The sequence below is a fragment of the Paenibacillus sp. 32O-W genome (genome assembly GCF_007679495.1).
Taxonomy (GTDB): Bacteria; Bacillota; Bacilli; order Paenibacillales; family NBRC-103111; genus Paenibacillus_L; species Paenibacillus_L residui.
This window is the reverse complement of record NZ_VEGP01000001.1, coordinates 166767-192299: the sequence shown is the minus strand read 5'-3', so window position 1 is coordinate 192299 and position 25533 is coordinate 166767. Positions and strand designations below refer to the sequence as shown.

Sequence of the window (25533 nt, the reverse complement as noted above, 5' to 3'; positions counted from 1 at the left end):
CAGGGGGAGTCGCTATGGGCGATCCGCAAGCAGAGACGTTACAACGCCTTACGAGGGTAGAGACAAAGATAGATAATATTGAGGACAAGTTAGACAATGCGATCAACTCCCGAGACATAGCTATTGAGGCGCAACAGTCTGCAAAATCTGCTCATCGTCGACTTGATCGTATCGAGGACAATCAAAAATGGCTTTGGCGGAGTGTTGCAGGGTCCGTTATTACCATTGTAGGAGCTGCTATTATTGCGGCTATCAAATTAACTTAGGAGTGTGGGATAAATGGAATGGAACGTTATTTATGAAATGATCGATCCTAAATTGCTTATCGTCGTAGGTTTTTGTTGGGTACTTGGGTACGTGCTCAAGCAGACTCCTGCTGTACCTGATTGGTTGATCGTCTATTTGGTCACATTGGCCGCTGTGTTGCTCACTGTATGGATGTTTGGCTTTGGTGCGGAGTCGATCATCCAAGGAGTGCTTTGCGGAGCCTTTGCGGTCTATGGGCACCAGGTGATCAAGCAGAGCAAGGAGCGTGAAAAGCAATGAAATACATCATCGATCACATTCCCCAAAAAACGTCAAATAACCGACGACCAGGGTTACCCATGACTCCATCGACCATAACAATACACAACACTGGTAACCCATCCTCCAGTGCCCGAAACGAGCGTAATTGGCTCACCAATCCGTCAAACAAACGGACAGCATCATATCACATTGTTATTGACGAGCGAGAGGCTATAGAGTGCCTCCCGCTCAATGAATGCGCCTGGCATGCCGGGGATGGCAGTGGGATTAATAGCGGAAACCGGACAAGCATAGGGATTGAAATATGCGAATCTGGAGACTATGCACAGACGCTTGACAATGCAGCAACCTTGGTAGCAAAGATGCTGCAGGAGAGAGGATGGGGAGCGGATCGGCTCCGCAGGCATTTTGATTGGAGTGGAAAGATATGTCCCCGACTCATGTATGACGGCGGCCGCTGGACCGGATGGACGACCTTTGTCAATATGGTGCAGTACAAATTACGTAGCACAACCGGAGAGGAGGAGGAGCGTTTGGATCTTGAACAGTGGCAGTGGAAAATGCTTGGCGACGCCTTAGACAATATGTACAGAGATAGCGTCAACGGAAAAATGCAGCCACCGCTTATAACGGACTATACCTGGGTGGAAAAAGCCTATACCGGCCGGCTGAATGCATCGGAGCTGGCATGGTTGAATATGATAATCACAGCCAGACAAGTAGGAATAGAGGTATAAAAACTAACCCCCGTTAACTATTATGTAGCTAGCGGGGGATATTGCTTGTCATACATTTGCCACCTATAAGTGAGGGGTCATTTTAGATAGTCGCTTTTGGAATATGAAGTTGTGACGGAAATGACTATATATTTGTGTAGGACGGCCTTTTATTTATTTTAGTACAAGCACGTTGGTCTAATTCCTGAAATATAATGGATAATTGAAGCAAAGTTGCTTATAATAGAAATAAGGCGGTGGTTTATTATGAAACTTAAACGTCAAATCGGGAAAATCATTAGTAATGGTATTGTTGAAACAATGAAAGAAAAGGTTAAATTTGATGAAGATTTCTCGAAAACTTCAAATAGAATTGCCGAAATGAAAGCAGAAATGCAAGCAAAGAAGAAAGACAGGCAACTTATTCGAAATAGATAGCAACAGGTGATATGACTATATCGCCTTTATTAATTGTCTGTAATTCTGAAGTCATCGTTTCTATTGCTCCCCTTACAGCTTCGGATACTTCACTAAAAGACCCTCCGATAAACATATCACCGCTAAATGAATCAAACACTTTAGTAGCCCTGCCGATTAGAGTCATCTCTATATTAGATCCACTTCCGTATTTAAAATTTAGTTCACCGCTACTTTCCCTCAAATATTCTGTTTTCAACGGAGCTACGTAGCCATTTGTTTTTAAAAACAAAGTTGTTGGTAAAACTGAAGATAAATAGCTCATGAGTAATTCAAACAATTTCATTCCGTCCTCAACAGACTTTGGAAGAGCTTGTTTGTTTTTTTTACCAGATCCAGGCGGAATATTACTGGGACTTGACGTTAGCTTGATAATTTCCTTCATTATAGGTGTGTTAAATTGTTTAACTATAGATTCCAAATCAAAAAGATCGAATCGAGATGTGATTTTCACGTAATCACCCAAATAGTCAGAACCACTAGAGTTATCCAAGTCTACATGTACAAGCATATCCCTGTCCTCTAAATAGGAAAGAAACTCGTTTAAGGCATTGTCGTGAAGTTTCTTGGATATTATTTCTTTCCCGGCGTCCACCTGTGTTAACGAAATAGCCTCCTCTATCATTTTCCCGTTTTCGTATTTATAAGCAAGCGAACCATTTGGAGTCATCATAATCAAAGGGATACTAATAGATCCGCTTTTAAGTTCTGCGTTAATATTATGACCTGACTCCTTTCTAGTTAAATCTGCACTCATCTGGCTATCTTGTTGCGAGTGTTCATGAGTGGTGTCCACGGGAAGTCCTTTAAATGTTTGGGCCATAAAAGAGTTCATCAAGTCAGTATTTAAGTAGATAATTTCCTTCATTTTATCACCTTTTATAATCCCCATCGGCTGGGGGACTTGCTAAAATCATCCAGCAGACAACATTATACGACAAAAGTCCCATTTTGGCTAGATTTGGTAAAAAGACATAATAAAAACCCGCTTGGCCGTGTGGCTGGGCGGGGCTTATTTATAGTCACTTTCTTTCATGAATACCAAGATTACGCTTCAGGCCTTCTTGTAACACGTGGGAAAAATTCAAGTGCTGTTGTTCTGCAGCATCATTTAGCCATTTCGGGATTGTCAGCGTCTTTTTTACTGCTCGCGACTCCATCGCATCCCTTACGGTCGGCATATAGACCTGTACCTCACAAACAGCCTCATTCTCCTCAAGACCCTTTAATATGGAATCTAACGGCGACGGATCCGGAATCGGGTCATTATCTTGTTCCATTACATACAAGTATCCTTCCAATGCTTCCCTAGCTGCTGCATGGGCTTCCTCTGCCGTGTCACCGCACGTATTACATCCCGGTAGATCGGGAAAACGCACAGAAATACCTTCGCTGTCATGATGCAAAACCGCCCAAAATCTGTACATATCTTTTTTACTCAACATATATACCTCCTTGGGGGAGGGCATTAGCCCTCTAACCCCGCGCTTTTTAATATGCTCTTTTGAGTCTTTGGAGGGAAGCTATCTCTTGGGTGAGGTACCGTAATTTTTCCGGGCTTCGTTGGATGTTTAAAATAGTGGTGGCTCCCGTTAGCTCCTATTTCGAACCATCCATCCTCCTTAAGTAATTTGATAAGTTCCCTTGAATTATACGACTTCATGGCCTCCCTCCCTTACACTTTTATTATAACACGTATCATAAATACGTGTCAACGTATAAATTACACGTACTTAAATTCCCGAACGATTGGCAAAATGAGTATTAATCATTGATAACATATATGTACGGAAGAATTTGCTCACCTCGAAATGATTGCAACGATGGTCTACAAGCTGACCAAGGATGCAACGGTCGAGCAGCTGAAGGAGGCGGGGCTTGGGGATCATTATGCCGACCATGACAGAGCCCTGTTTTATCATAATGCGGCAGGGGTGCCATGGACCGCAACTTATATTCAAGCCAAGGGGGATCCGATTGCGGATTTGTATGAAGATATTGCCGCCGAAGAGAAGGCGAGAGCAACCTATCAATGGCTTATTGATATGACGGATGATGTCGATTTGCAGGACGGCTTGAAATTTTTAAGGGAAAGGGAAGTAGTGCATTCTATGCGCTTCCGTGAAGCCGTTGAGATTTTGAAAGCGGAGAGAGAGACCAAGAAGATATTTTAAAATAAAATATTAAAGGCGTTTCATGACTTTCATGACGCCTTTTTTTGCGTATTAGGGCGACTCGGGAGCAAAGGGGGTAATGAATGCAGTATAATGTAAATAATATATTTAGCTGTGATGGCATAATCAGGTTACATATTGCATTTATATTAAGCTGCAGGCTGGAGGTTTTATGGATGGGAAACTATCATTTAATTGGAATTAAAGGGTGTGGAATGAGCGCATTGGCGCAGATTCTGCATGATTTGGGACATAAGGTTCAGGGGGAGGATACTGAGGCTCCGCTTTTTACCCAAGCTCCTTTGGAAGCGAGAGGGATTCCCATCTTTCCGTTCGCCGAGGCACCGCTGTCCGACGATATGACGGCGATCGCATCGAACGCTTTCGCCGATTCGCATCCGGCCCTGGACCACTGTCGGCGGTTGGGATATCCGGTCCGGCGCTATCATCATTTTCTCGGAGAGTGGATGAAGGATTATATCAGTATAGCCGTTACCGGATCGCACGGGAAAACCACCACAACCGGAATGATGGCGCATGCGCTGGGAGGAGTGGAGCCGGTCTGCACTCTGATTGGAGACGGCACCGGCAAGGGGGAGAAGGATGCCCGGTTATTTGTATTTGAAAGCTGTGAATACAAGAGGCATTTTCTGGCGTACCGCCCCGAAATTGCGGTCATTACGAACATCGATTTCGATCACCCGGATTATTATGCCGACCTGTCGGATGTCCACAGCGCGTTCGAGGAGATGGCTTCGCTGGTTGGCCGTCTGCTCGTTGTATGCGGGGATGACCCGCATGTCCGGTCATTAAGAATAGATAAAGAGGTGCTGTACTACGGTTTCGAAGATCATAACCTGCTGAGAGCCTCGGCACCCGTAGCCGGGAGTAACGGCACCTCTTTCGAAGTGTACTGGCGCGGCGACGGAATAGGCCAGTTCACTATACCGGCCTATGGACGCCATAATGTGCTCAACGCCCTGGCGGTTATTGGAACGGCGCTTGTCCTGAATCTCGATTTGGAGCAAATAAAGCACCATATGGCTTCCTTCTCCGGAGTCAAGCGAAGATTTTCCGAGAAGGAATGGAAGAGCAATATCGTGATTGATGATTATGCCCATCATCCGTCCGAAATTAGAGCGACTCTGGAAGCGGTAAGAAGCAAATATCCGTTGAGAAGAATAGTGAGCGTATTTCAGCCTCATACGTTCAGCCGGCTGGAGAAGCTGATGGACGACTTCGCTCAATCCTTGCGGGGCGCAGACGATGTATACCTGTGTCAAATCTTCGGATCGGCGCGCGAGGAAGGCGGCACTGTCTCGATCGAGCAGCTGCGCGACCGGATTCCCAATGCCCGGCTTATTTCGGAATCCACGGTCAACAATTTATTAGACTATAAAGATTCGGTATTGGTATTTATGGGGGCCGGTGACATTCAGAAGTACCAGACGATCTTCGAAGGCTAGGCGAAGGGAGGACGGGGCATGAAGCTTAAGATTACATCCGATAATCCCCGTTCGGAGGACCCCCAGACGATTCTGAAGGAGATAGAAGCCGGTCTGCTGGAAGCCGGGGCAGTTGGCGGCAAGCACGAGTTGGTGGAGGACCGGAAGGCCGCTATTGCCCGGGCGGTTGCCGCGGCGGGTTCAGGGGATGTGGTGCTGATCGCGGGGAAAGGGCATGAAACGGTTCAGATTCTGAAGGACCGGACGATTCGTTTTGACGACAGGGAAGCGGCCAGGGAAGCGATACGCCAACGGATGACCTCCTAATCCGGCATTTAACATGGGGAGCCGATGGAACCCATTCTGGGCGGGCTGAGTATGATGGGGGAAAATGACAATGGAGGTAATCCCATGAAGCCTTATCCGGTTTATCCCTACTATGCCCACAAAACGGAGTGCAAGGTGAAGCCGATCGCATTCCCGCCACAGCATCAGGACCGGCAGCCCGGACTGGAATATCTGATGACACCCCGGCCAATTTCCGAAGACCCCGCCTATGTCGGCAGCGGGAAGCTGAAGGGGAAGGTCGCCCTGATTACTGGCGGAGACAGCGGGATCGGCCGCGCCGTTGCTATCGGGTTTGCCAAGGAGGGGGCCGACGTCGCCATTACCTACCTGTATGAAGACCGGGATGCGGAAGAGACGAAAGCCCGCATAGAAGCTATCGGGCGCCGCTGCCTGCCCATTCGTCTCGACATGCGGACCAAGCAGGCCTGCACGAATGCCGTTAACCGGGTGCTGCAAACGCTCGGAAAGCTGAATATTGTCATTAATAATCAAGGTGTGCAGTATCCCCGGCATAGTCTTCTGGACATCTCGGAGGAGCAGTTGGAGCAGACTTTTCGGACCAATATTTTCAGCTTCTTTTATGTAACCCAGGCTGCTCTCCCCCACTTGAAAGCCGGCGATGCAATTGTCAATACCACCTCGATTACCGCTTATCGGGGAGAAAAGACATTGATCGATTATTCTTCGACCAAAGGAGCGATAGTCTCGTTTACCCGTTCCCTCGCTCTATCCTTGGTGGAGCAAGGCATCCGGGTGAATGCGGTTGCTCCGGGCCCGATCTGGACGCCGCTGATTCCATCCAGCTATTCGGCGGATCGTGTTGCCACATTCGGAACGCAAACGCCGATGAAGAGAGCGGGTCAGCCCTTCGAGCTTGCCCCGGCCTATATTTATTTGGCCAGCGATGACTCGCGATATGTGACCGGTGAAACACTGCATGTGAACGGGGGAGATTTTGTCGCCACTTAATCGATTTTGTACGAAACTTTGAAATTTTCCGGGTGGACCAGGCTGGTAAACCATGGTTTAATAGAGGCTGTGGCTATTGTATGGTATCCGATTCAGGAGCAACAAGGATACTATTCGTAACATCATCAGGAAGGAAGTGCAACTTTTTGTCTATCAAACTGGAACGCCCGGAGGCCGTCATTTTTGACCTGGACGGCACACTATTTCAAGCAGAAACATTGATGATCCCCTCTTATTATGCCGCTTTCGACCATATGAGAGAAGAAGGGACCTATCAGGGAGAGACTCCTCCGGTGGAACGCCTGATCGGGGGACTGGGCATGCTGCTCTCCGATATTTGGGAAAGAGTGCTGCCTGGTGGCTCCAAGGAGCTTCATCATCGGGTAAACGAGCTGCTGCTGAAGTATCAGCAGGAGCTGTTGGATAAAGGGGAAGGCGTACTGTACCCCGGAGTGCCCGAAATGCTGCAGCGGCTTAAGAACGAAGGCATCCGGCTTTTTATCGCGAGCAACGGGATGGAGAACTATGTCAAATCCGTGGTTAAGTATAAAGGAATAGACAGTTATTTCGAAGGCTTGTACAGTGCGGGAGAATATAATACGCCCTCCAAGGTGGAGCTGGTTCGGCTGCTTATGGAAACAGAAGGCGTGCAGGGAGGCTGGATGGTCGGAGACCGTTCTTCCGACGTGGAGGCCGGACTCAAGAATGGCTTGAAGGTCGTTGGCTGCCGCTATGCGGAGTTCGGCAAGGAGAATGAGCTGGAAGGCTCTGATGTCGTCATTACCGATATCCGGCAGCTCCCGGACTATCTGCCGGAGTAAGGTTGATAACCGGCGAAGCCATGTCTTTCACGAAATCGATGTACATATGAGGATGGTCGGACCTATAGACCCGCCGAGAATATTGTTTGCCGGCCAGACTCCCGGAAATCGGCAAGGGGTTAGCATTAAGCTGAAGGGGGCTGGCCCAAAAGTAGTGGAATCGATTAGGGGCGTTTTCTTATGAAACCTGGAAACGTTATTTGGCTAAAAGAACCTCTCTGTATTTTTTAACGAAACTAGAGAGGCTGTCGATTCATTGTTGGAAAGGCGTTCAACAGGATGTTGCACTAGTGAAAAGTCCAACAATGAAAACGTAACGGATCTGAAAGCCCCTATTTCGTCAAAATAAGCGGTTTTTTTAGGCTAACGGACCTAGACGCCCTTATTTCATTGAAATCCTCATACTTTCGCCTGCATTTTTTGGAATAAGGTCATCCGATTCCGTTAAAATGACCGAAAGGCCCTTTTGGAGCGAATAAGGTCTCTGGGGTCCGTTAAAACCAAACCGTGCAGGATTTTCGCATGATCTTTGGTTGAACACCATTATCCGACAGTCTCCTAGAAATCGCTATTCACGAAAATAGTAGGTCATGGAGCATTACTATTTTCGGATAACAATATCAAGTTTCGTTATATTTTGAATGGCGTTGTTTTGGCGGCAATAGCGGTTCTCAGATTCGTTGACAAGACGGAAGAGGCAGTTTTACATGCCTGATCATACCATGTAACTCTACGAAAAGGTTCAGGCTCACAATATATTGAAAGTAGCAGGCATCCGCCTCGCTGCTTTCCTACAAAAGCAGCGCACAAAAAAAGTTGGAGCGGAAAATTTTACTTTCCCTCCAACTTTTTATTTTAGGGACTTTCTGGACAGCCCCTTAAATGTTGTATTGAGAACAGCGTAATCAAAGCAAAAATACGTCTGTTTCCCGAGAAGACTCTTAAACGGAAGAAATAGATGCAGGAATGCTTCTATTTCCTCCGATAAGTTCCGCAGTCCTTCCTACTGGAAAACTTTCCATCAGCCAGACATTTTCGGCTTCATATCCTCATCCGATTTTCCCGGCTCTTCATGATTCATGCTTACCACTGCATCACCTTTGCCATTATCCGGCCTTTCTGTATTCGTCATCGCGTGGCTCTTCGGCTTCTCCGGTTCATTATTATGCAGCCATATAGCATATTCCAGCGGCCGCCTCAATGCCTTTAAATAGGTTTGGTGCTGACCGATCCGGTGGAAAACTTCGCGGGACGGCTTAGGGTTGACCTCCAGCAGCCAGACCTTGCCTTTGCGGTCGACGGCCAGGTCCAGAGCCATCTCGCACAACTGTTTGAAGTGCCTTTCGAGATGGCGGACGACTTCGTGGCTTAACGAAGTCATGCTGTCGCGGATGGCCTTCACTTTATCCGCATCGAATCTTTTCCTCAGCAGAGCTTCCATTGAGGCGGCAGACCCTCCGCCGTGCAGATTGGAAGTGACGCTTCTGCTCGGGCCTATCCTTCCGGCACAGCCGGTTACCTCCCACTCCCCGTGACCGTTCTTCTGGATCAGCAGGCGAAAATCATGCACACGGCCATCCGGCAGTGTAATATCGATACCTTGCTGGATCAGATAGTGCTTCTTCAAATTCCAGTCGCTCAGCTTAACGGGAATTTGTTCGGGGCTCAGCAGAAGAGGTTCGATAATTTTCCGCTGACGGTTACGGCCCCGCAGCAAGAACCTTCCTCCTTCAGTTCTTCGCAGGCTTATAATCCCTCTGCCGCCGGTCCCGTCCTCAGGCTTCAGGTAAACCAGTGGGTATTTGCGGAGAAAGCGAAACAAATCCTCTTTCTGCTGATAGCGGACAGTTTCCGGCAGATGCTCGGCAATTTTCGGATTCCCCGCCAACAGCCGATGATTTCCCCATTTGTGATTCATGGGCAGATTAAGAAATTTCAAATGATGTCCGTATTTGGCCCGAAACTGTTTGAGCTGCTGAAAACGGTAGGTTCTTTGGAATCGGCACCGGTCATAAATGAGCTTCGGAAACGGCATCCATTTCCGAAGCCATTTACGCTGGCCGGCATCATAAATCAAGGCATGAATCAATTTTTTGGAGGAAGCCACGTCTTCCGGAGTGAAAATCATCACCGACAATCCCAGCTTGGCGCCCAGCAGGCAAAATTTTCTATAGACATGAAGCTCTTCAATCTGTCGGTTCCTCACATACAGGGTCATAATGCCGAGTGTCGCTTGTGTCACAAGTATCACCCGCTTACTTTTTTCTTGGCTTTACTTAAATAAAGGCTGTATTGGATGATTCGCTCCAACGATTTTTTGCGGATATCCGGCTCGTCAAATTTCATCGGCCGGGAATTGGCCTCGAAGAACCAGATCTGTCCGGAGGTATCTACTCCAAGGTCCATAGACATTTCTCCGAGGGTATGCCCCGAAGCTTTCTCAATCCGGCGCGCTATGGAGTAGGCAGCCTTCTTCACCTTCAGTAGGATGGAGCGCGCGGTCTCCTTGCCGAAGGTGGCGCTTAGACATTTTTCCGGCTCATCGATCGAGCCTCCGCGGGGCACATGGGTTGTAATGCTTAGCTTTCCTGCCACTCTGGCGCCGATCCCGGTGAGGCTCCAGCTTCCTTTGCGGTTTTTCTGCACCAGCACCCGCAGGTCGAACGGGCGGTTCTGGTAGCTGGACAGCCGGATGCCCTGCTGGATAATATAATCCTCCGAGCCAATCTGCTCCTTTAATACCGCCCATAGCTTGGGAAGGTGGGTATGAAGGGAAATATGGCTTTTCCGGAAGGTCTGGATGATTAAACGGTAAGAGTTCTTTGCCTTGGAACTTCCGGTTTCGATTCTCATAATTCCTTTGCCGGCTTTGCCTCGTGCCGGCTTCAGATAGACGGTGGGGAAATGCTTCAGGAACAGCTCCAAATCCTGCAGGCTAGTCAGCCGTTTCGTGGCAGGAATATATTTTTTGGTCGATTTTGTTTTGTTCAGCCATTCGAACAAGGTCCATTTGTTAAAAAAGAAAGGATTGAAAAGCCGGATGTGCGAATGCCGAAGCAAGGAATGAATCGTCTGCTGAACCTCCGGACGAAGTTCGTCCTTGCGTGTCGGAATCCGGTTGTAGATCACATCCGGCAGTGGAAGCATCATCTGGGTCCATGTTTTCGTCTCCGGATTATAGACGTAGCTGTTGATCCTCCGGTTCCACAGCTTGACGTCATCAACCGTTATGACATAGACAAATGCCCCCAATTCTTTGCCGCAGCGAATCAAATCTATGAAATTATAATGATTTCCGCGGAACGGTCTTTTTTCATCCGGCATAGTCAAGATAGCAATATTGGGCTGAGAATGGGAAGGCCATTCGTGTAAATGAAAATCCACCTATCCCTCCCTCCTCAGTTGAAAACGGCTTAAATACATACAGTGGTCGATGATATTGACGAGGGATGCCTTGCCTTGAGCCTTCAGAGAGGGATGCTTGAAGATGGACCGCCCCGGCTTGGCGTTCGCTTCGAACATCCAGATATTTTCGTTTTTGTCAATGCCGATATCGAAGCCCAGCTCTCCCAACGGGCGGGAATAATTCCTCTCAATCGACTCGGCCAGTTTAACGGCGACCTCTTTGGCATGATCCAGAATTTTGTCGCCTCTTGTGCCGAACACTCTGCTGAGCACCTGCTCGGGAGTCATTAGTTGGCCGCCGGTTCGGACGTGGGTCGTAACGCTGCCTTTGCCCGCCTTCTTGGCGCCTATTCCCGCCGCAACCCATTCATTGTTGCCGTCCTTGGTCATATGGAAGCGGAAATCGATCGGGCAGTTATCGATTTCGATCAGCCGTATTCCCTGCTGAACAACATAATATTGCAGCCGGACATTATGGGCTCTCAGCATTCTCATTAGCCCCTCGAACCTGGAGAAGCGGATCAGCACATTACCGCTGTTTCGGCGGAATCGGGCGAAATAGCCTCTCTCCGGATTGTAGGTCAACCGATAAATGCCGATTCCAAGGCTTCCTGCCGTAGGCTTCAGATAAACGAACCGGTGCTTCTCCAGCATTTCGCGAATGAGGTCCGGGGTGGGGCGGTTATGAGATTCCGGAACATATTTATTTGCCTCATCTGCTTCCAGCAGCCGGTAGACGTCCGATTTGTCGAAGAAGCTCCAGTTGAACAAAGGAATTCTTCTGCGCACAAACTTGGCTTTGAAATCCTCCATAGACATGCTTTTTTCCGCGCTGCGGCTCGGAAGACGGTTGTAGATGACATCCGGAAGCGGGACGGTCTTGCGCACCCATCTGCCGCCCGAACCCGGAAAATAGCCGGTAATGACCTCTTCTTCCCAATTGACATTGCGCGGAGAGAACACGAAATAAAAAGCCGGGCGGTCTCCGGCCGCTCGCAGAAATTCTTTAATAAAGCCGGTTCTCGCGCCGAAAGGAAGAACCGGGTTATTGCTGGTGTAGGTCATTATGCCGATGAGCGGGCCGAATTGCAGATCCCGTCCGGTAGTGCTCTTGACCATACATTTGCCTCCTGACGGCAGCCGGATGGCAGAGGCTACGGATTGCGGGACGACAACGAAGCTCCCTTTGCGATTAATGATGCGTACCGGCTGTGTGGAAGTGCGGTTGCCGAATCGGAGTGTAATCGAACGGGAAGTGCTTAATTGCAGTTGTTTGCTCAGGGAGCGAGTGACCGTAACCGCTCTTTCCGATTGCTGTGAAATTAGGATATTGCAAGTTGTCAAACTCATTGGGTACCCTCCTAAGGGTTTTACGGAGTAAAACCTTCATCGAAAGCGTAAGCTGACATTGGCATGGGGCAGCCTTGCAAGCCCCCTTATTCACTCATTTATAGTTAAAGACGGTTTAATTCCGGTGGTTCCTTGAGAGCGGAGGGGGAAACGAAGGCGGTGATTCCTCCATATATGATCTCCTCGCTGCGCAAGCAAGTAGGAAGCATAGGCCATCGGGTAAGCAAGAGAGTTACGTCTGGCTTCTTCGTCGCACAATAACCGAAACACCGATCTTCCCGGCTTGGAATTGACCTCGATCAACCAGATCCTGCCGTCCTGATCCACTCCGAAGTCGATTCCCAGCTCGGCCAGCCTGCCAAAATGCCCTTCAAGATGCTCTGCTATAAGAAGGGAAAGGCTGCGCAGGAGTGCACATTTTTCTTTCCCCCGCTCCGTGCCAAATTGTTCCTGCAGGAACGGCTCGGCCGCTTCAGCGCTCCCCCCGCCGTGCAGGTTCGCTGTTACACTTCCTGAAGATCCCCGGCGGACAGCCATTCCTGTTAACGTCCACCTGCCTTCTCCATTCTTCTGGACAAGTGAACGAACGTCATACACATCCCCGGAACGGGAAATCAGGTTAAGATAAGGCTGAAGCAGATACCGCCGGCTGGCAAAGCGGCGGACCCACGAAACAAGGTCGTTCACTGAATGAAACTTGTGAGCAAAAGGCTTGTTATTGAAATCCCGTCCTTCCAGGTAATAGAGCCCGCTGTCTTCTTGTTTTATAATGCGGATAGCCCCTTTGCCTTGGGTGCCCGAGTCAGGCTTGAGAAATGCGGAAGAACAGCTTCCGAACCATGATACGAGGAGGGAGGCATCCTGCAGCCGGACCGTTCTCGGCACCAGCCTTCTAAGTCCCGGTTCGCGAAGAAGTGCCTGATAGACTTTCCATTTGCCTGCCAATCCATTGCCGAGAAGAATAAAGTCCTGTTTTCTTCTTAATTCTACTAACGAAGAGCGGTACCGAAGCAGCCCACGGGCATCCTTCTGGAAAACTCTGTCATAAACCAGGTCGGGCAATGGTACAGTCTCCTCACTCCATGTCCCAGCGGCAGCCGAATACCGATATCCGATCATTCCGGTGCCTTCGCTCATCGAAGACGAGGGGGTAATTACGTATACATCCAGCCCCAGCCGGTTCCCTTGCCGGATGAGAAGTGAATAGAAGCCGGAATCAACAAACCATGGGAGGTCTGCTTCTTCGCCAACGAGTATGCCAACCCGGTTATGATCGGTAATATTCATAGGGGGCCACCTTTCAAGTTTTCGCCAGATGCTGGGCGTATTCGACTATCCGTTTGACCGATGGTCTGATTTTGGTCTGTACCAGAGCGGAATTGTCCTCTTTGGACGGCTTGGAGTTAACTTCAAGCAGCCATACGCGGCCTTGGATATCCAGGGCCAGGTCTACCCCCAGCTCACCGAAATGCTCGGGGATTTTGTCATCCAGGCCTACGGCTATCGCAAGTGCGGCCTTACGCAATTTCAGGTGGGCGGAAGCCCGGCCCTGCGAGGCCAGATTAGAACGGGCTATTGCATTCCCGACGGAGGTCAGACTGCCGCCTCTGGCCAAATTGGACACAAAATTGTTGCTGCCGGCGATTCTTCCGACAATGGAAGTCACAGACCAGCTTCCTTTCTTATTCTTCTGCACCAGGGCGCGAAAATCGATGGGGCGTCCGGCGCAATCGATTAGCCGCAAACCTTGCTGAATTTGATACTTGGATTTCCGCAATCTTCCCGATATGGCGGAGTACAACTTCTTAAGAGTAGGAAAGCTAAGTTTACGCATCCCCACCGATTGGTTAAAATGACAATGATAGCCGTTAGCGCTCCGGGAGATGCGGATGATCCCTTTACCCAAACTCCCGGTTACCGGCTTGAGGAACACGATGCTGTGTTTATTGCACATGGATTTAAGCATGTCGAAGCCGGAGAAGGAATACGATTCCGGCAGATAGACCCGCATTGCGGGAACTTGCTTCAGTGCATGAAACACTTCGGTTTTGTTCAAATATTTTTCGTTAAAGATCGAGGAATGGTAACGTGTTTTGATCTCTCTAATCATCTGCTGAACTTTGGCGCTGTTTTCCAGCTTGCGGGTCGTGAGGCGGTTGTATACGCAATCCGGTACCGGAAAGGAGGCTTTGCTCCATTGGCTCCGGTAAACCCACCCGTTCAGCCTGTCTCCTTGAATAGGCAAATCCTCGGGAGTGAAGAAATACACCATTCCGCCCAGCTTCGCGCAGGCCAGCGACAATTCCCGGCAGAACGCGGTATTAGATCCGAAGGGCCGGTCCGGGGTCTGTGAAGTGACCCGGCTGATCATCACGCCGATTAACGGACCTATGCGGATCGTCTGTGTATCAGGCCGGTAGTTTAGACTAAGCTTATCTCCATGCGTCAAATTGAATGTGCCGGCAAGCGATTCGCTCATCCGCAAGGAAGTAGGTCTGGCCGCGGGCACTACTCTGACTTCCTGCTTCATCGAGCCGAATTGAAGGGTGACGCTGTGTTGGGTCGGAATGTTCAGTTTTTTGACGAGGGCTTCCTTGAGAACGACCGTCTGGCTGTCCAGGCGGCTGCTGTTTTTTGTGTGTATCGTTACTTTTATACTCGCCATGGGTAAGTCCCCCTCCACCGCTGTCTGCATCTTTGGTATATTTAACTAATTCATCATATGAGGACATAATTTTCTTGGTGATTGGAAAATGCCCATCTTACAGGAAAGGAGCCTGCCATGAAGGAGCTTATTACAATATTGATTGCAGTAACCGTTGCAGCATTCGTCGGCGGGATAACCAATCACTTGGCTATCAAAATGCTGTTCCATCCGCGGGAGGCGATTACCATTCGCGGCCGCCGTCTACCTTTTACCCCCGGGCTGATTCCGAAACGGAAGGCGGAAATCGGCCAGTCTTTGGGCAAAATCGTCGCAGAGCATCTGGTTACAACCCAGGGCCTGGCTTCACTTCTTCAAAAACCGGTTTTCGTAGGCCGGGTGGAAGAGAAGCTGAATCAGTGGATCCATCAATGGGCCGAGAGCGAGGAAACGGTGGAGCAGCTGGCGCAGCGCATCTGGACTCCGGAGCAGCTAAAGGAGGGCAGGGAGCAGTTGGCCCGCTGGCTGCGGGATAAGTCCGCGCAAGCAGTCCATGCTTTCTGGGACCGCCATGAATTGTCTGAGCTGACCTTAGACAGGCTGGTTCCGGATTGGTCGGAAAGCCGCAAGCAGGAGCTAATTCGTTGGGGCTCGGAAATCTTCGTGGAGAAAATGAAAGCGGAGCTTCAATCGCCGAAGGGAGAGCAGATGCTGCGCAAGCTGACGGTCCAGTTCATGGAGCAGGCAGGCGGCTTCCTCGGGACGCTTGCGGGAATTTTCATGGATGAGGACAAAATAGCCGGCAAGGTCCGCAGCGCCTTGTACAAGCAGTTGGATTCTGAGGAATTCCGCAGCACTTTGGCGGATTTCATGCAGAGGAAGCTACAGCAGATCGAGAAGATCACGCTCAAGCAAATAATCGGATACTGCACCGGGCAGGATGCGCGCGAATGGGCAGGCATTCAGGCCGCCTCGCGCTTGCCGTGGGAGGAGTGGCTGGATCGCGTCGGCGGCCTGCAGCTGCGCGAGTTGATTGGACCAAGGAAGGCATGGATGCTCGAGAGGGTCCCCGGCCTCACTTTCCGTGTGCTCGGGACGCTGTCTCAGAACATGGATAAAATGGTCGGAGCCATCAATCTTCCGGCTTTGGTAGAGGAAGAAGTGGAGAAATTCCCGGTAGAGCAGCTGGAGAACATTATATTAAGCGTGTCCGGTAAGGAATTCCGTGCGATTACATGGCTTGGTGTGCTGCTGGGGGGATTCATAGGCCTGTTCCAGTCCATTCTGATGCTTTGGGTGCGGTGAGGGGAACAGGGAGAATTTTAGCTGGAGAATGAATACGACAAAAAAAGGTTACGAAGAACGAGCATAAAGCCATACACTGTTATTGTGTATTGATAAGGAACAGAAACGATATCGCGAATTCGGGAAATGGATTTGAAGTTCCGAAAACTGTGCGTTTTGCGCGATCACCTTATCTTGGCGTGAAACGAATTTATGGAAGATTAAGGAGGAAAATAATGAATATTCATGACAAAGCCCGCGAGTTGGCGCAAGCGATTAAAGGCAGCGGCGAGTTTCTGCAAGCCAAGGAGGCCAAACAGGCCATCGACGCCGATCCCGATTCCAAGCGGATGCTCGATGATTTTCGGGCGAAGCAGCTTGAACTGCAGAGCAGGTTGATGACGGGAGAAAGGCCTGCCCAGGAGGAAATGGAAAACATGGAGAAGCTTTATGAAGTCATTTCGCTGAATTTGAATATCCGTCGGCTGATGGAGGCCGAGAAGCGGTTGTCGGTCATTTTTGAAGATGTGCAAAAAATTCTGGGGGAATCGCTGCAGGAATTGTACAAGTAGTCATACCCCCCCTTCTCTCCGCATAAGTTAAAATAGAAGTTTGATGTGAGAAGCCGGAAGTTAAGAAGCGGGTTTCGAGGCGGTTATTAACTTCCGTAACGGAGAGGAGTGCTTCCCGCATGAAGGGATTCAAGAATGTGATTTATCTGAGCCTGGCTCTCGGCATGCTGATGTATGCCGTCCCGCAGTTGGAGGTTGGCGGAGGCTGGACGATGGCCACCGTATTCAGCATCGTCTGGATTGGATTTGCGCTGTTGATTGTCGGCGCACAGCTTCATCATATCCTTGGGGTAGACGAGGAAACGCGGCAGGAGCTGGGTAAAATCAAGCAGATGAGAAGATGGCAGATGAAGCAGCGTCTGGAAGGGAAAGGGAAGCTTTTGCAGATGCGAAAATAGCCGGAAGTAGTTTCGGTGACACACAGGGAAGGCCGGCCGCAGGATATGAAGTCCTGCGGTTTTTTTGTACTTATAGCATTAATAAGAAGGACTGGCGAACTTCCCCAAGAAGCGAGGCAGATACAAGGGCACGTATCTTTCCATTTTATTGGAAAAATGTGTCGATTAAAAGCAATAGTGCAGGCCATATCACCTCCCGCATTGAAACAGTTATCCGTTTCATACTATAATGATTATCACAGTATGATACAGTAACGAACCGATGGGGTGTAACAGATGGAATATTCTGCTCAGGAAGATACATTAACAAAGCACGAAACCATTTTAAGATATATAACCCAGCTAAAAGTGGGCAGCAAAATATCCGTACGCAAAATCGCCAAAGAAATGGGGGTCAGCGAAGGGACCGCATATCGGGCGATCAAGGAGGCGGAAAGTCAGGGATTGGTCAGCACCAAGGACCGCATCGGCTCGGTTCGCATTGAGAAAAAACAGCGTCACAATATCGATAAGCTCACCTACGGGGAAGTGGTCAATATTGTTGACGGGGAAGTGCTCGGCGGCGCGGACGGGCTTCATAAGTCGCTGAACAAGTTCGTGATTGGAGCGATGCAGGAGGAAGCTATGCTGCGTTATATCGAGGCCGGCAATCTGCTGATCGTCGGCAACCGGCAGAAGGCGCAGCAAATCGCGCTCGAGACCGGCGCAGCGGTTCTTATTACGGGCGGCTTCGAGCCGAGTCCCGAGATTGTTCAGCTGGCCGATGAGCTCGGGCTGCCGATCATCTCCAGCAGCTACGATACGTTCACGGTGGCTTCGATGATCAACCGGGCGATTTATGACCGTCTGATCAAGAAGAAGATCATGCTGGTTCAGGACATCATCTCCCCGCAAAGCATCGTGTATGCACTAAAGAGCAGCCAGAAAGTGAAGGAACTGCGGCAGCTTATCGAGGAGAGCGGCCATAACCGGTTCCCGGTTGTAGACGAATGGAATCGCGTAGTCGGAATGGTCACTTCCAAGCATCTGGTCGATGCCGGGCCGGAGCAGACGGTGGACCGGGTGATGACCCGAAATCCGATAACGATCCATCTCCAGGCAACGATTGCTTCCGCCGCCCATCTTATGGTGTGGGAAGGCATTGAACTGCTGCCGGTCATTGACGCCAACCGCAAAATAGTCGGGGTCATCAGCCGCAAGGATGTTCTTAAGGTGATGCAGTATATCCAGAGACAGCCGCAAATCGGGGAGACATTCGAGGATTTGATCTGGAGCGGTTTTGAAGAAATGAAGTCGGAGGACGGAACCATCTGGTTCAAGGGTATGGTTACCCCGCAAATGACCAACCATCTGGGAGCGGCTTCGGCCGGAGTATTGACGACATTGATGACACAAGCCGCTTATCGGGCGGTTCAGAATAGCCGCAAAGGGGATCTGGTCATCGACAACATCTCCACCTATTACCTGCGTCCGGTCCAAATGGAGACGGAGGTAGAAATTCGGCCCAACGTCATCGAAGTAAGCCGTAAATATGGAAAAATCGATGTCGAAATTTATCACGGAGGGCAATTGGTGGCCAAAGCAATGGTCACGGCTCAAATGTTTGACCAGGCCTAGACGGAAACCATACTTGGGGAGGAAAGCTTCCAAAGGGGCCGGGCCCCCGAATACGATCAGGGATAGACTTCAGAGGCCTGCAGCTCTTTTGGAATGTTTGGATAAGAAGATGTTTACGTAAAAAGGTATTAATGCGAGCTTTTTTTGTAGGACGAGTAATTTTTGAACCCGGCATAGGCGTTAAATAGCCCCAACAGCAAAAAAACAGCGCCGATCGCTCCGCGCAGGAAACTGGGGTCGAACAGGGTAAATTGTGTCAGGGCGACGAAAATCAGCATAAAGCCCATGGAGATGTTCATCTTGGCGGCCTCTATTCTCTTGGTCTGCGGGTCTCTGCGGGTTCGGTAACGTATGCTGTATAGGACCGAGGCCGCAAGCGTAGCGAGGACAAGGAAAAACAGGAAATAGTGATACCAGTTCATAGCTGCGATCATCCTTTTAGGTCGTTTTTCTTAACTGTACTGATTTTCCCGCCAAAAATCAATTTCGGGCCAGCGGTTTCGCCCGAAACCATACCCGCAATTCCGACTGAACGAGCATAAGCGTCGTAACCTCCACCCGGTAGTCCTTGTCATAAATACCGGGGTATGGCTTCTCGATCAGCTTCATGTACAGCTTCGGATCTTTCTTGAAATCCGCCACCGGCTTGCCGCTCAAAACCTTTAAATCCTCGTGGACCCTCTTCTCCAGCTCGACCTTCGACAGGTCGTCCAGCGTATGCCCTTCCTCCAGATGGACGAAAATTCCCCCGATGTACGCCGCCTGCTTTCTGTTTTTGCTATAGGTTTCTATTTCGTTCCTCAATTCCCGGATTTCCTGCTCCAGGTCCGCATTGCGGCTGGCCAGCAGGGAGAAGTTCTGCTGGTAGATGCCCATGAAGAGAGCGGCGCCAATAATGACGCCCGCCAGGAATAAGCCGAACCGGGCCAGCCAATGCCGATAACGGTCGAAATTGGGCACTCTCATGACGACCCGCTGCCCTCGCAGATCCATTGGATCAGGTGGTAAGCCATCTGAGCCCCGATGAACGCCACGATGAAATATAGAATCTGTTTAATCGCGGGCGACAGATAGCCTTCGGTAAAGTTAAATTCAATGACCCGCAGAGGGTCGATGGTTCCTCCGACGGCGGCTACCATGGCCCATATTTTAATATTCTCCGCTATTTTGAGCATATAGACGGCTGGAGGCTGAAGGATAAAGACGGCCGCCATCCCGCCAAGCATGCTGCCCCCGAGTACGATTCCGAAGGCGATGAAAAAATCCATGGTCAGCTTAGTTAAGAAAGTGGTCATGATAACCCCATCCTTTGCCGTTTGTCCTATAATTCTATATGTATGACAGACCTGTCCGGCATAGAAGACAGGCCGGTTAAAAAAACGGCGGCCGGAGCGCAACTTACAGATTGTGTTTGATTAAGGTTATCATTTTTACAGTACAGAATCAGAGCTTACGGAGGATTCCGGAGGGCAGAGGAATAAGCGGAAAGAGTGGAGCGGGAAAAAAGAGTAAAGAGATACGAATAACGGATGCGAATGTGGGTTCGCCTCTTGCCGCGGAATATGATAAAATAGTAGGCAGAAGTTAAAGAGAGGGAGAACGGAAAATGAACGGCTTCGTACATCTTCATGTTCATAGTGAATATAGCTTGCTGGACGGGGCGGCAAGAATCGAGGAATTAGTGGACCAGGCCGCCCGGCTCGGCATGTCGTCCCTTGCCCTTACGGATCACGGAGTTATGTATGGGGCGATCGCTTTCTACAAAGCGTGTGTTCAGCGGGGAATCAAGCCTATTATTGGCTGTGAGATGTATTTCACAAGCGGTTCTCTGCATGATAAAGGTTCGCGGCAGGAGCAGCCGATTTATCACCTCATTCTTCTGGCCAAGAACGAGACCGGCTACCGGAATTTAATGAAGCTTTGTTCTATCGGCCATCTCGAAGGATTCCATTACAAGCCGCGGATCGACCATGAACATTTGGCAAGGTACTCCGAAGGCTTGATCTGCCTGAGCTCTTGTCTTGGAGGGGAAATTTCCCAGCTTCTGCTTCATGATCAATACGAGCAGGCGAAGGCTGCGGCGGAGAGATATTACGGGATCTTCGGCGAGGATTACTATTTGGAGATCCAGGATCACGGCCTGACGGAACAGAAGAAGGTTATGCAGGAGATGATCCGCCTGAGCCGGGAAACCGGAATCCCGCTGGTGGCGACCAACGATGTCCATTATGTCAGACCGGAAGATCACGCGGTGCAAGATATTCTCATTTGCATCGGCACCGGTAAGACAATGGATGACCCGGAGCGCTTTCGGATGGAGACGTCGCAGCTTTACTTGAAGAGCGGCGAAGAGATGACCCGTCTGTTCGTCCATGTTCCGGAAGCTGTATCGAATACGGAGGCCATCGCTGACAAATGCCGGCTGGAGCTGGAGTTCGGGCGGGCGATTCTTCCGAGATTCGAGCCGATCCCGCAGGGGATGTCGGCCGGAGATTATCTTGCCGTGCTGTGCAGGGAAGGATTGGAGCGACGCTACGCCGGCCGCGGGGAATGGGCGGATGAGGATTATCGCAGGACGCTGGAGGAACGGCTGGCCTATGAGCTCAGCATCATCGATAAGATGGGCTTCTCCGATTATTTCCTGATCGTGTGGGACTTCATCCGCTTCGCCCATGAGCGGGGAATTGCAACCGGGCCCGGCAGGGGGTCGTCTGCCGGCAGTCTCGTCGCCTATGTATTGAACATTACGAATGTGGACCCGATCCGTTACCGTTTGTTCTTCGAACGCTTCCTGAACCCGGAGAGGGTATCGATGCCGGATATTGATATCGACTTCAGCGATTTGCGAAGGGATGAAGTGATCGGGTACGTCACGCGTAAATATGGGGCGGAGCATGTGGCCCATATTATTACATTCGGAACGATGGCGGCGAGAGGCGCCGTCCGCGATGTCGGACGGGTGCTCAATATGCCCTATAACGAAGTGGACCGCGCGGCGAAGATGATTCCGAATGCGATGGGCATCTCGCTGGAGAGGGCGCTTGAGGTCAATCCTGAGCTGCAGGAATTATGCAAGCAGAATGCCAGAACGGCGGAATTGATAGACCTGGCCCGTAAAGTGGAAGGGATGCCCCGCCATGCTTCAACGCATGCAGCCGGAATAGTCATTTCCCGTGAACCGCTGACCAACTACGTTCCGCTGCAGGAGGGGGCCGAGGGCACCACTCTGACCCAGTATACGATGGAGCATCTGGAAGCGGTCGGAATGCTCAAGATGGATTTTCTCGGCTTGAGGACCCTCTCGATTATTGAGCGAACATTGAAATTTGTGGAGGAGCAATGCGGGAAGCACATTGATTTCTCCCACTCCTTATACGACGATCCGGATACTTACCGGCTTCTTGGCAGAGGGGATACGACAGGGATATTCCAATTGGAATCCCCCGGGATGCGCCGGGTGCTGAAGGAATTGAAGCCATCGGAATTTGAGGACATCATTTCGGTGAATGCTCTGTACCGTCCGGGGCCGATGGATTTTATTCCGAAATATATTCAAGCCAAGCACGGATTGATCGAAGTGGAATATCCGCATGAATCGCTCGTGCCAATACTTAAAGATACTTACGGGATCATCGTATACCAGGAGCAGATCATGCAAATCGCGGCTACGATGGCCGGCTTCAGTCTCGGCCAGGCGGACTTGCTGAGGAGAGCCGTCAGCAAGAAGAAGCGCGAGGTGCTGGACGAACAGCGTGCTTTCTTCGTAGCGGGCAGCGTGCAGCAAGGACGCACCGAGGAGGAAGCCAACCGGGTCTACGATATGATCGTCCGTTTTGCCGATTACGGCTTTCCCCGGGCGCATGCCACGGCTTACGGGGTGCTGGCCTATCAGACGGCCTACCTGAAGGCGCATTATCCGGTGCAATTTATGGCCTCTATGCTGACGGCGGTTATGGGCAGTCACCGCAAAGTGGCCGAATACGTCGATGAATGCCGCCGGATGGGCATCGTCGTGCTGCCGCCGGACGTCAATGAGAGCGGCTATTATTTCACTCCGGCCAGGCTGTCAGATCAGTCCGGGGGAGCGAGTGCAGATTCCCGCGATAGCGGCATGCCGGAGCAGCCTGCGCAGGAACATGGGAATTCCCCGCTCCCGCCGGGGGCAACGGAGGATATGGGAGCGCCGGTTCTTCCAGCGTCAGATTCCGGAAGGATAGGGAATGTTCCGGAAGAAGGGGAGCGAGCCGGGGACGCGGGTGAATTCATAGGCCGCGGGGGCTTCGACTGCATCCGCTTCGGGCTGGCCGCCATCAAGAATGTCGGAGCACAGGCGATTGAAGCGATAGTTAAAGCAAGGGAAGAGCGGCCGTTCGAGGATCTGCTCGATTTCTGCCGCCGCGTGGATTTGCGGGTCTGCAACAAGCGTGTTATCGAATCGCTGATCCAGGCCGGTGCCTTCGGCTCTCTGCCCGGCCATCGCGCCCAGTTGCTGGCCGTCCTGGATGAAACGGTCGAGGCGGCGGTGAAGTGGAAGAAGGAAAGCGACGATTTGCAGCTTCACCTGTTTGGCTTTACCGAGGAAGCCAACTGGACTATCGAGTATCCGGACGTGCAGCCCTACACCAGGATGCAGCAGCTGGAGATGGAGAAGGAGCTGCTGGGCCTGTATCTGTCGGGGCATCCGCTGGACGGATACGAGAACCGGCTGCGCGAAGCGGAGACCGACGCCATACATCTGCTGCCCGAGCTGCCGGATAACAGTCAGGTAGCTGTAGTCGGCATGGTAGTTTCCGTGAGATTGATCGTGACGAAGAAGGGGCAGCAGATGGCTTTCATGGAGTTGGAGGACCGGATCGACCGGGTCGAGACCGTTATTTTTCCCGAAGCCTGGAAAAAGTACGGAAGCCTGGTCGATAAGGGCAAGCTGCTGCTGGTCAAAGCCCGGCTGCAGCATCAGGACGACGCCGTCAAGCTGCTCGCCGACCAGCTGTACACGCTGGAGGATGAAGCCGCCTGGAGCGAGCTCAGGCGGCTTCAGCTCCAGCGGCAGCGCCCGCTTGGCGGAGCTGTGGCGGGCGCCGGCGCAGCAGGGGGCGCGGCAGGGCGCGGCGCGTCCGGGCGGGGGCCGGCGCCGGTGAGCGCAGCCCAAGCGCCTGCGCAGGGGCGGCGCCCCGCCGCCGAAGCGGCGTCCGCGCGCAGCGCCGGCGGGCCCGCGGCGAACGCGCAGCCGGCCCCGCCGCGAGCCGGCACGGCGCCGCCAAGGGCAGCGCGCGGCGTCGGCGCCGCTTCGGCTGCGCCGGGCGGCGCTGCCGATTCGCGCGGGCGGGCGCAGCAGCGGGTCTATATCAAGATAGACCCGCTGCATGAAGCGCCGCACACGCTCGAATCGCTGCAGAGCCTGCTGCAGGCGCAGCCGGGGCTGCTGCCGGTCGTGCTGTTCTACGAGCGCGAACAGCGAACGGTCATGCTGAGCGAACGATATCGGGTCAAGCCTTCCCCGCTTCTTTTTCAGCAAATTGAAAAGCTCCTAGGCGAAGGAACGGTTAAAGTAAAGTGAAAAAGTAAGGCTTGACCGGGTACGCATTGGAACCATGTGCATGACCGGGTACGCTCTGGAACCATAGTGCCTTAGAGGAATAAGCTTTGCTGACGGCTTCACATGGTTAGTCATCCATACTAATATTAAAGCACTCCAAGGGTCTTTGTCGTTCGCCGCGGCAAAGACTCTTTCTCGTATAATTTCTAGTCACGAAATTCCTGCGATAATACATCAATTTATAAGCGATTCAGACACTTATGGAGAAAAGCCTGCGAAAATACATTAATTTCGACATCAATTCACCCGATCACCCTTGGAACGAGAAAAAAAGATGTATTTTAGCAGGCTTTGCTGCGGACACGGGACCCAACGGCTAAAAGCATGCAGAATTGCAGGCTTTTAAACCCTAGATATCAAATAGAGGAAGGTTAGACGCCGACTCTGCTGGTGTGCGGACGGAATACGCTTCGGAGGCCGAACGTTTCTTTGTAGGCCGGATGACTTTCGTGGTATAGTAAAAAAGAACTAAGCTGCGCGAAAGCTTCCTCCGTTTTAAAGTAATAATACAGGCTGTTGAGAAAAATAGCTCGCGGAGCATGTCTGTTAGTTGTACGATTATTCGCGGCATTCGCATGTCTGTTCGAAGACCATGAATGATTTCGTACATAACGCACCCGTTCGCATTCATCCGTCGTGCATTTGTATCTCTTTAGAGTAAAGTAGACGATTTCTCAACAACCTGAAAAATTCCTTTTTATTTCTTTGCTTCGGCGGTGTTGGCCAAAGGGAGAATGGGATTGAGTTGCCCGATAGTATTCCGGGGATTGGCAAACCGGCCGCAACCTTGGAATGGGCATAGGATGAAAGTTAAGATTTCGTTCACACCTGTGTCCAATAATTGTCCATTTTCATGTTTTCTCACGCTTTCCCGCGTATTTATAACGGTTCCATCGGCTCCAGGGCGACTTGTCTTTGTTGCTATAAAAAGACGGGTTATGGTATCATTAATCCATTGTATAGGCTATATGAAGCAGGAGTTAGGGAGGTTATCGGCCATGTGGACAGTTATTTATATCGCTCCGACGGCCAAAATAGCGGATCGCATAAAGGAGAAGCTGACGGAAGAAGGGTTCCTCGTTCAAGTTCGGGCCATCAGCTTAACCAAGAATCAGTATGAAATTTTGGTTCCGGAAGGAGAACTGGAGGAAGTTCAGGAAGTTCTTAATTCCATTCTGCATCGGTAATC

At 50.8% G+C, this 25533-nt stretch carries 25 protein-coding genes and 1 pseudogene; 15 read left to right on the top strand and 11 right to left on the bottom strand.

What is annotated here, in order from left to right:
• Positions 1–14: 14 nt before the first annotated feature.
• From FS806_RS00890 to FS806_RS25575, 4 genes are all read left to right on the top strand, one after another.
• Positions 15–266 (top strand): hemolysin XhlA family protein, encoded by a 252-nt coding sequence (locus FS806_RS00890; RefSeq protein ID WP_144932218.1) that lies wholly within the window; start codon positions 15–17, stop codon positions 264–266.
• Between the two features lie 13 nt (positions 267–279).
• Positions 280–546, top strand: a complete 267-nt coding sequence (locus tag FS806_RS00885) for a phage holin family protein (protein WP_144932216.1) — start codon at positions 280–282, stop codon at positions 544–546.
• Positions 543–1265, top strand: a complete 723-nt coding sequence (locus FS806_RS00880; RefSeq protein WP_144932214.1) for a peptidoglycan recognition protein family protein — start codon at positions 543–545, stop codon at positions 1263–1265. Before FS806_RS00885 ends, FS806_RS00880 begins: the two co-directional genes overlap by 4 nt.
• Before the next feature lie 246 nt (positions 1266–1511).
• Positions 1512–1682, top strand: a complete 171-nt coding sequence (locus FS806_RS25575) for a hypothetical protein (RefSeq protein WP_186328139.1) — start codon at positions 1512–1514, stop codon at positions 1680–1682.
• Here the strand turns inward: FS806_RS25575 and FS806_RS00875 are convergent.
• The 3 genes from FS806_RS00875 to FS806_RS00865 form a co-directional block, all read right to left on the bottom strand.
• Positions 1666–2613 carry a DUF6414 family protein gene (locus FS806_RS00875; RefSeq protein WP_222126565.1) on the bottom strand — a complete coding sequence of 316 codons (948 nt, stop codon included), beginning with the start codon at positions 2611–2613 and terminating at the stop codon, positions 1666–1668. The two genes, FS806_RS25575 and FS806_RS00875, sit on opposite strands and share 17 nt — an antisense overlap.
• 130 nt (positions 2614–2743) lie before the next feature.
• Positions 2744–3166, bottom strand: coding sequence for a type II toxin-antitoxin system HicB family antitoxin (locus tag FS806_RS00870; protein ID WP_186328138.1), 423 nt, complete (start codon positions 3164–3166; stop codon positions 2744–2746).
• A 23-nt stretch (positions 3167–3189) separates the two neighbouring features.
• Positions 3190–3384 carry a type II toxin-antitoxin system HicA family toxin gene (locus FS806_RS00865; RefSeq protein ID WP_144932208.1) on the bottom strand — a complete coding sequence of 65 codons (195 nt, stop codon included), beginning with the start codon at positions 3382–3384 and terminating at the stop codon, positions 3190–3192.
• A gap of 118 nt (positions 3385–3502) precedes the next feature.
• Between FS806_RS00865 and FS806_RS00860 the strand changes: the two are divergent.
• The 5 genes and pseudogenes from FS806_RS00860 to FS806_RS00840 all read left to right on the top strand — a co-directional run.
• A pseudogene (locus FS806_RS00860) lies at positions 3503–3895 on the top strand (manganese catalase family protein); the annotation flags it as partial.
• 176 nt (positions 3896–4071) lie between these two features.
• On the top strand, positions 4072–5361 hold the full coding sequence (gene murC / locus FS806_RS00855) for a UDP-N-acetylmuramate--L-alanine ligase (protein ID WP_144932206.1): 1290 nt from the start codon (positions 4072–4074) through the stop codon (positions 5359–5361).
• Between the two features lie 18 nt (positions 5362–5379).
• Positions 5380–5667 carry a glutamate ligase domain-containing protein gene (locus FS806_RS00850; protein WP_144932204.1) on the top strand — a complete coding sequence of 96 codons (288 nt, stop codon included), beginning with the start codon at positions 5380–5382 and terminating at the stop codon, positions 5665–5667.
• Between the two features lie 84 nt (positions 5668–5751).
• Positions 5752–6657, top strand: coding sequence for an SDR family oxidoreductase (locus FS806_RS00845; RefSeq protein ID WP_144932256.1), 906 nt, complete (start codon positions 5752–5754; stop codon positions 6655–6657).
• Positions 6658–6803: 146 nt separating this feature from the next.
• Entirely contained in the window at positions 6804–7478 is a 675-nt protein-coding gene (locus FS806_RS00840) for an HAD family hydrolase (protein WP_260981924.1), read from the top strand.
• 1021 nt (positions 7479–8499) lie between these two features.
• On the opposite strand, the gene FS806_RS00835 is transcribed toward FS806_RS00840, so the two are convergent.
• From FS806_RS00835 to FS806_RS00815, 5 genes are all read right to left on the bottom strand, one after another.
• Positions 8500–9720: a YheC/YheD family endospore coat-associated protein gene (locus tag FS806_RS00835; RefSeq protein WP_144932200.1), complete on the bottom strand. Its 1221-nt coding sequence runs from the start codon at positions 9718–9720 to the stop codon at positions 8500–8502.
• 5 nt (positions 9721–9725) lie between these two features.
• Positions 9726–10862, bottom strand: a complete 1137-nt coding sequence (locus FS806_RS00830) for a YheC/YheD family endospore coat-associated protein (protein WP_370451788.1) — start codon at positions 10860–10862, stop codon at positions 9726–9728.
• Positions 10863–12233: a YheC/YheD family endospore coat-associated protein gene (locus FS806_RS00825; RefSeq protein ID WP_144932198.1), complete on the bottom strand. Its 1371-nt coding sequence runs from the start codon at positions 12231–12233 to the stop codon at positions 10863–10865. It abuts the gene before it with no gap.
• A 90-nt stretch (positions 12234–12323) separates the two neighbouring features.
• A complete protein-coding gene (locus FS806_RS00820; RefSeq protein WP_144932196.1) occupies positions 12324–13520 on the bottom strand; it encodes a YheC/YheD family endospore coat-associated protein in 1197 nt (398 codons plus the stop codon).
• Positions 13521–13533: 13 nt separating this feature from the next.
• A complete protein-coding gene (locus FS806_RS00815; RefSeq protein ID WP_144932194.1) occupies positions 13534–14898 on the bottom strand; it encodes a YheC/YheD family endospore coat-associated protein in 1365 nt (454 codons plus the stop codon).
• Positions 14899–15015: 117 nt separating this feature from the next.
• Between FS806_RS00815 and FS806_RS00810 the strand changes: the two genes are divergently transcribed.
• From FS806_RS00810 to FS806_RS00795, 4 genes are all read left to right on the top strand, one after another.
• Complete coding sequence (locus FS806_RS00810; RefSeq protein WP_144932192.1) at positions 15016–16182, top strand: DUF445 domain-containing protein; 1167 nt, start codon at positions 15016–15018, stop codon at positions 16180–16182.
• Positions 16183–16397: 215 nt separating this feature from the next.
• The gene (locus FS806_RS00805; protein WP_144932190.1) at positions 16398–16733 is read left to right on the top strand and encodes a YlbF/YmcA family competence regulator; all 336 of its coding nucleotides are present in this window, start codon (positions 16398–16400) and stop codon (positions 16731–16733) included.
• A gap of 119 nt (positions 16734–16852) precedes the next feature.
• Complete coding sequence (locus FS806_RS00800) at positions 16853–17131, top strand: hypothetical protein (protein WP_144932188.1); 279 nt, start codon at positions 16853–16855, stop codon at positions 17129–17131.
• A gap of 276 nt (positions 17132–17407) precedes the next feature.
• Positions 17408–18748 (top strand): DRTGG domain-containing protein, encoded by a 1341-nt coding sequence (locus FS806_RS00795; RefSeq protein WP_144932186.1) that lies wholly within the window; start codon positions 17408–17410, stop codon positions 18746–18748.
• Between the two features lie 128 nt (positions 18749–18876).
• Here the strand turns inward: FS806_RS00795 and FS806_RS00790 are convergent, their stop codons facing one another.
• From FS806_RS00790 to FS806_RS00780, 3 genes are read right to left on the bottom strand one after another with little or no spacing between them, the layout of a single operon-like run.
• Positions 18877–19182, bottom strand: coding sequence for a YtpI family protein (locus tag FS806_RS00790; RefSeq protein WP_260981923.1), 306 nt, complete (start codon positions 19180–19182; stop codon positions 18877–18879).
• A gap of 46 nt (positions 19183–19228) precedes the next feature.
• Positions 19229–19741 carry a sporulation membrane protein YtrI gene (locus tag FS806_RS00785; protein WP_222126564.1) on the bottom strand — a complete coding sequence of 171 codons (513 nt, stop codon included), beginning with the start codon at positions 19739–19741 and terminating at the stop codon, positions 19229–19231.
• Positions 19711–20043 carry a YtrH family sporulation protein gene (locus FS806_RS00780; protein WP_144932180.1) on the bottom strand — a complete coding sequence of 111 codons (333 nt, stop codon included), beginning with the start codon at positions 20041–20043 and terminating at the stop codon, positions 19711–19713. The genes FS806_RS00785 and FS806_RS00780 overlap by 31 nt, the downstream gene beginning before the upstream one ends.
• Positions 20044–20354: 311 nt before the next feature.
• Between FS806_RS00780 and FS806_RS00775 the strand changes: the two genes are divergently transcribed.
• Together FS806_RS00775 and FS806_RS00770 are read left to right on the top strand one after the other, a co-directional pair.
• Positions 20355–24305 (top strand): DNA polymerase III subunit alpha, encoded by a 3951-nt coding sequence (locus FS806_RS00775; protein WP_144932178.1) that lies wholly within the window; start codon positions 20355–20357, stop codon positions 24303–24305.
• 1037 nt (positions 24306–25342) lie between these two features.
• Positions 25343–25531, top strand: coding sequence for a glutamate decarboxylase (locus FS806_RS00770; protein ID WP_144932176.1), 189 nt, complete (start codon positions 25343–25345; stop codon positions 25529–25531).
• The last annotated feature ends 2 nt before the right edge of the window (positions 25532–25533 follow it).

Coding starts and splice junctions, on each gene's coding strand:
- FS806_RS00770 (WP_144932176.1), top strand. CDS start 25,343: ATGTGGACAGTTATTTATATCGCTCCGACGGCCAAAATAGCGGATCGC.
- FS806_RS00810 (WP_144932192.1), top strand. CDS start 15,016: ATGAAGGAGCTTATTACAATATTGATTGCAGTAACCGTTGCAGCATTC.
- FS806_RS00795 (WP_144932186.1), top strand. CDS start 17,408: ATGGAATATTCTGCTCAGGAAGATACATTAACAAAGCACGAAACCATT.
- FS806_RS00850 (WP_144932204.1), top strand. CDS start 5,380: ATGAAGCTTAAGATTACATCCGATAATCCCCGTTCGGAGGACCCCCAG.
- FS806_RS00785 (WP_222126564.1), bottom strand. CDS start 19,741: ATGGATCTGCGAGGGCAGCGGGTCGTCATGAGAGTGCCCAATTTCGAC.
- FS806_RS00845 (WP_144932256.1), top strand. CDS start 5,752: ATGAAGCCTTATCCGGTTTATCCCTACTATGCCCACAAAACGGAGTGC.
- FS806_RS00780 (WP_144932180.1), bottom strand. CDS start 20,043: ATGACCACTTTCTTAACTAAGCTGACCATGGATTTTTTCATCGCCTTC.
- FS806_RS00825 (WP_144932198.1), bottom strand. CDS start 12,233: ATGAGTTTGACAACTTGCAATATCCTAATTTCACAGCAATCGGAAAGA.
- FS806_RS00865 (WP_144932208.1), bottom strand. CDS start 3,384: ATGAAGTCGTATAATTCAAGGGAACTTATCAAATTACTTAAGGAGGAT.
- FS806_RS00880 (WP_144932214.1), top strand. CDS start 543: ATGAAATACATCATCGATCACATTCCCCAAAAAACGTCAAATAACCGA.
- FS806_RS00815 (WP_144932194.1), bottom strand. CDS start 14,898: ATGGCGAGTATAAAAGTAACGATACACACAAAAAACAGCAGCCGCCTG.
- FS806_RS00885 (WP_144932216.1), top strand. CDS start 280: ATGGAATGGAACGTTATTTATGAAATGATCGATCCTAAATTGCTTATC.
- FS806_RS00875 (WP_222126565.1), bottom strand. CDS start 2,613: ATGGGGATTATAAAAGGTGATAAAATGAAGGAAATTATCTACTTAAAT.
- FS806_RS00775 (WP_144932178.1), top strand. CDS start 20,355: ATGAACGGCTTCGTACATCTTCATGTTCATAGTGAATATAGCTTGCTG.
- FS806_RS00870 (WP_186328138.1), bottom strand. CDS start 3,166: ATGTTGAGTAAAAAAGATATGTACAGATTTTGGGCGGTTTTGCATCAT.
- FS806_RS00890 (WP_144932218.1), top strand. CDS start 15: ATGGGCGATCCGCAAGCAGAGACGTTACAACGCCTTACGAGGGTAGAG.
- murC (WP_144932206.1), top strand. CDS start 4,072: ATGGGAAACTATCATTTAATTGGAATTAAAGGGTGTGGAATGAGCGCA.
- FS806_RS00790 (WP_260981923.1), bottom strand. CDS start 19,182: ATGATCGCAGCTATGAACTGGTATCACTATTTCCTGTTTTTCCTTGTC.
- FS806_RS00800 (WP_144932188.1), top strand. CDS start 16,853: ATGAAGGGATTCAAGAATGTGATTTATCTGAGCCTGGCTCTCGGCATG.
- FS806_RS00820 (WP_144932196.1), bottom strand. CDS start 13,520: ATGAATATTACCGATCATAACCGGGTTGGCATACTCGTTGGCGAAGAA.
- FS806_RS00805 (WP_144932190.1), top strand. CDS start 16,398: ATGAATATTCATGACAAAGCCCGCGAGTTGGCGCAAGCGATTAAAGGC.
- FS806_RS25575 (WP_186328139.1), top strand. CDS start 1,512: ATGAAACTTAAACGTCAAATCGGGAAAATCATTAGTAATGGTATTGTT.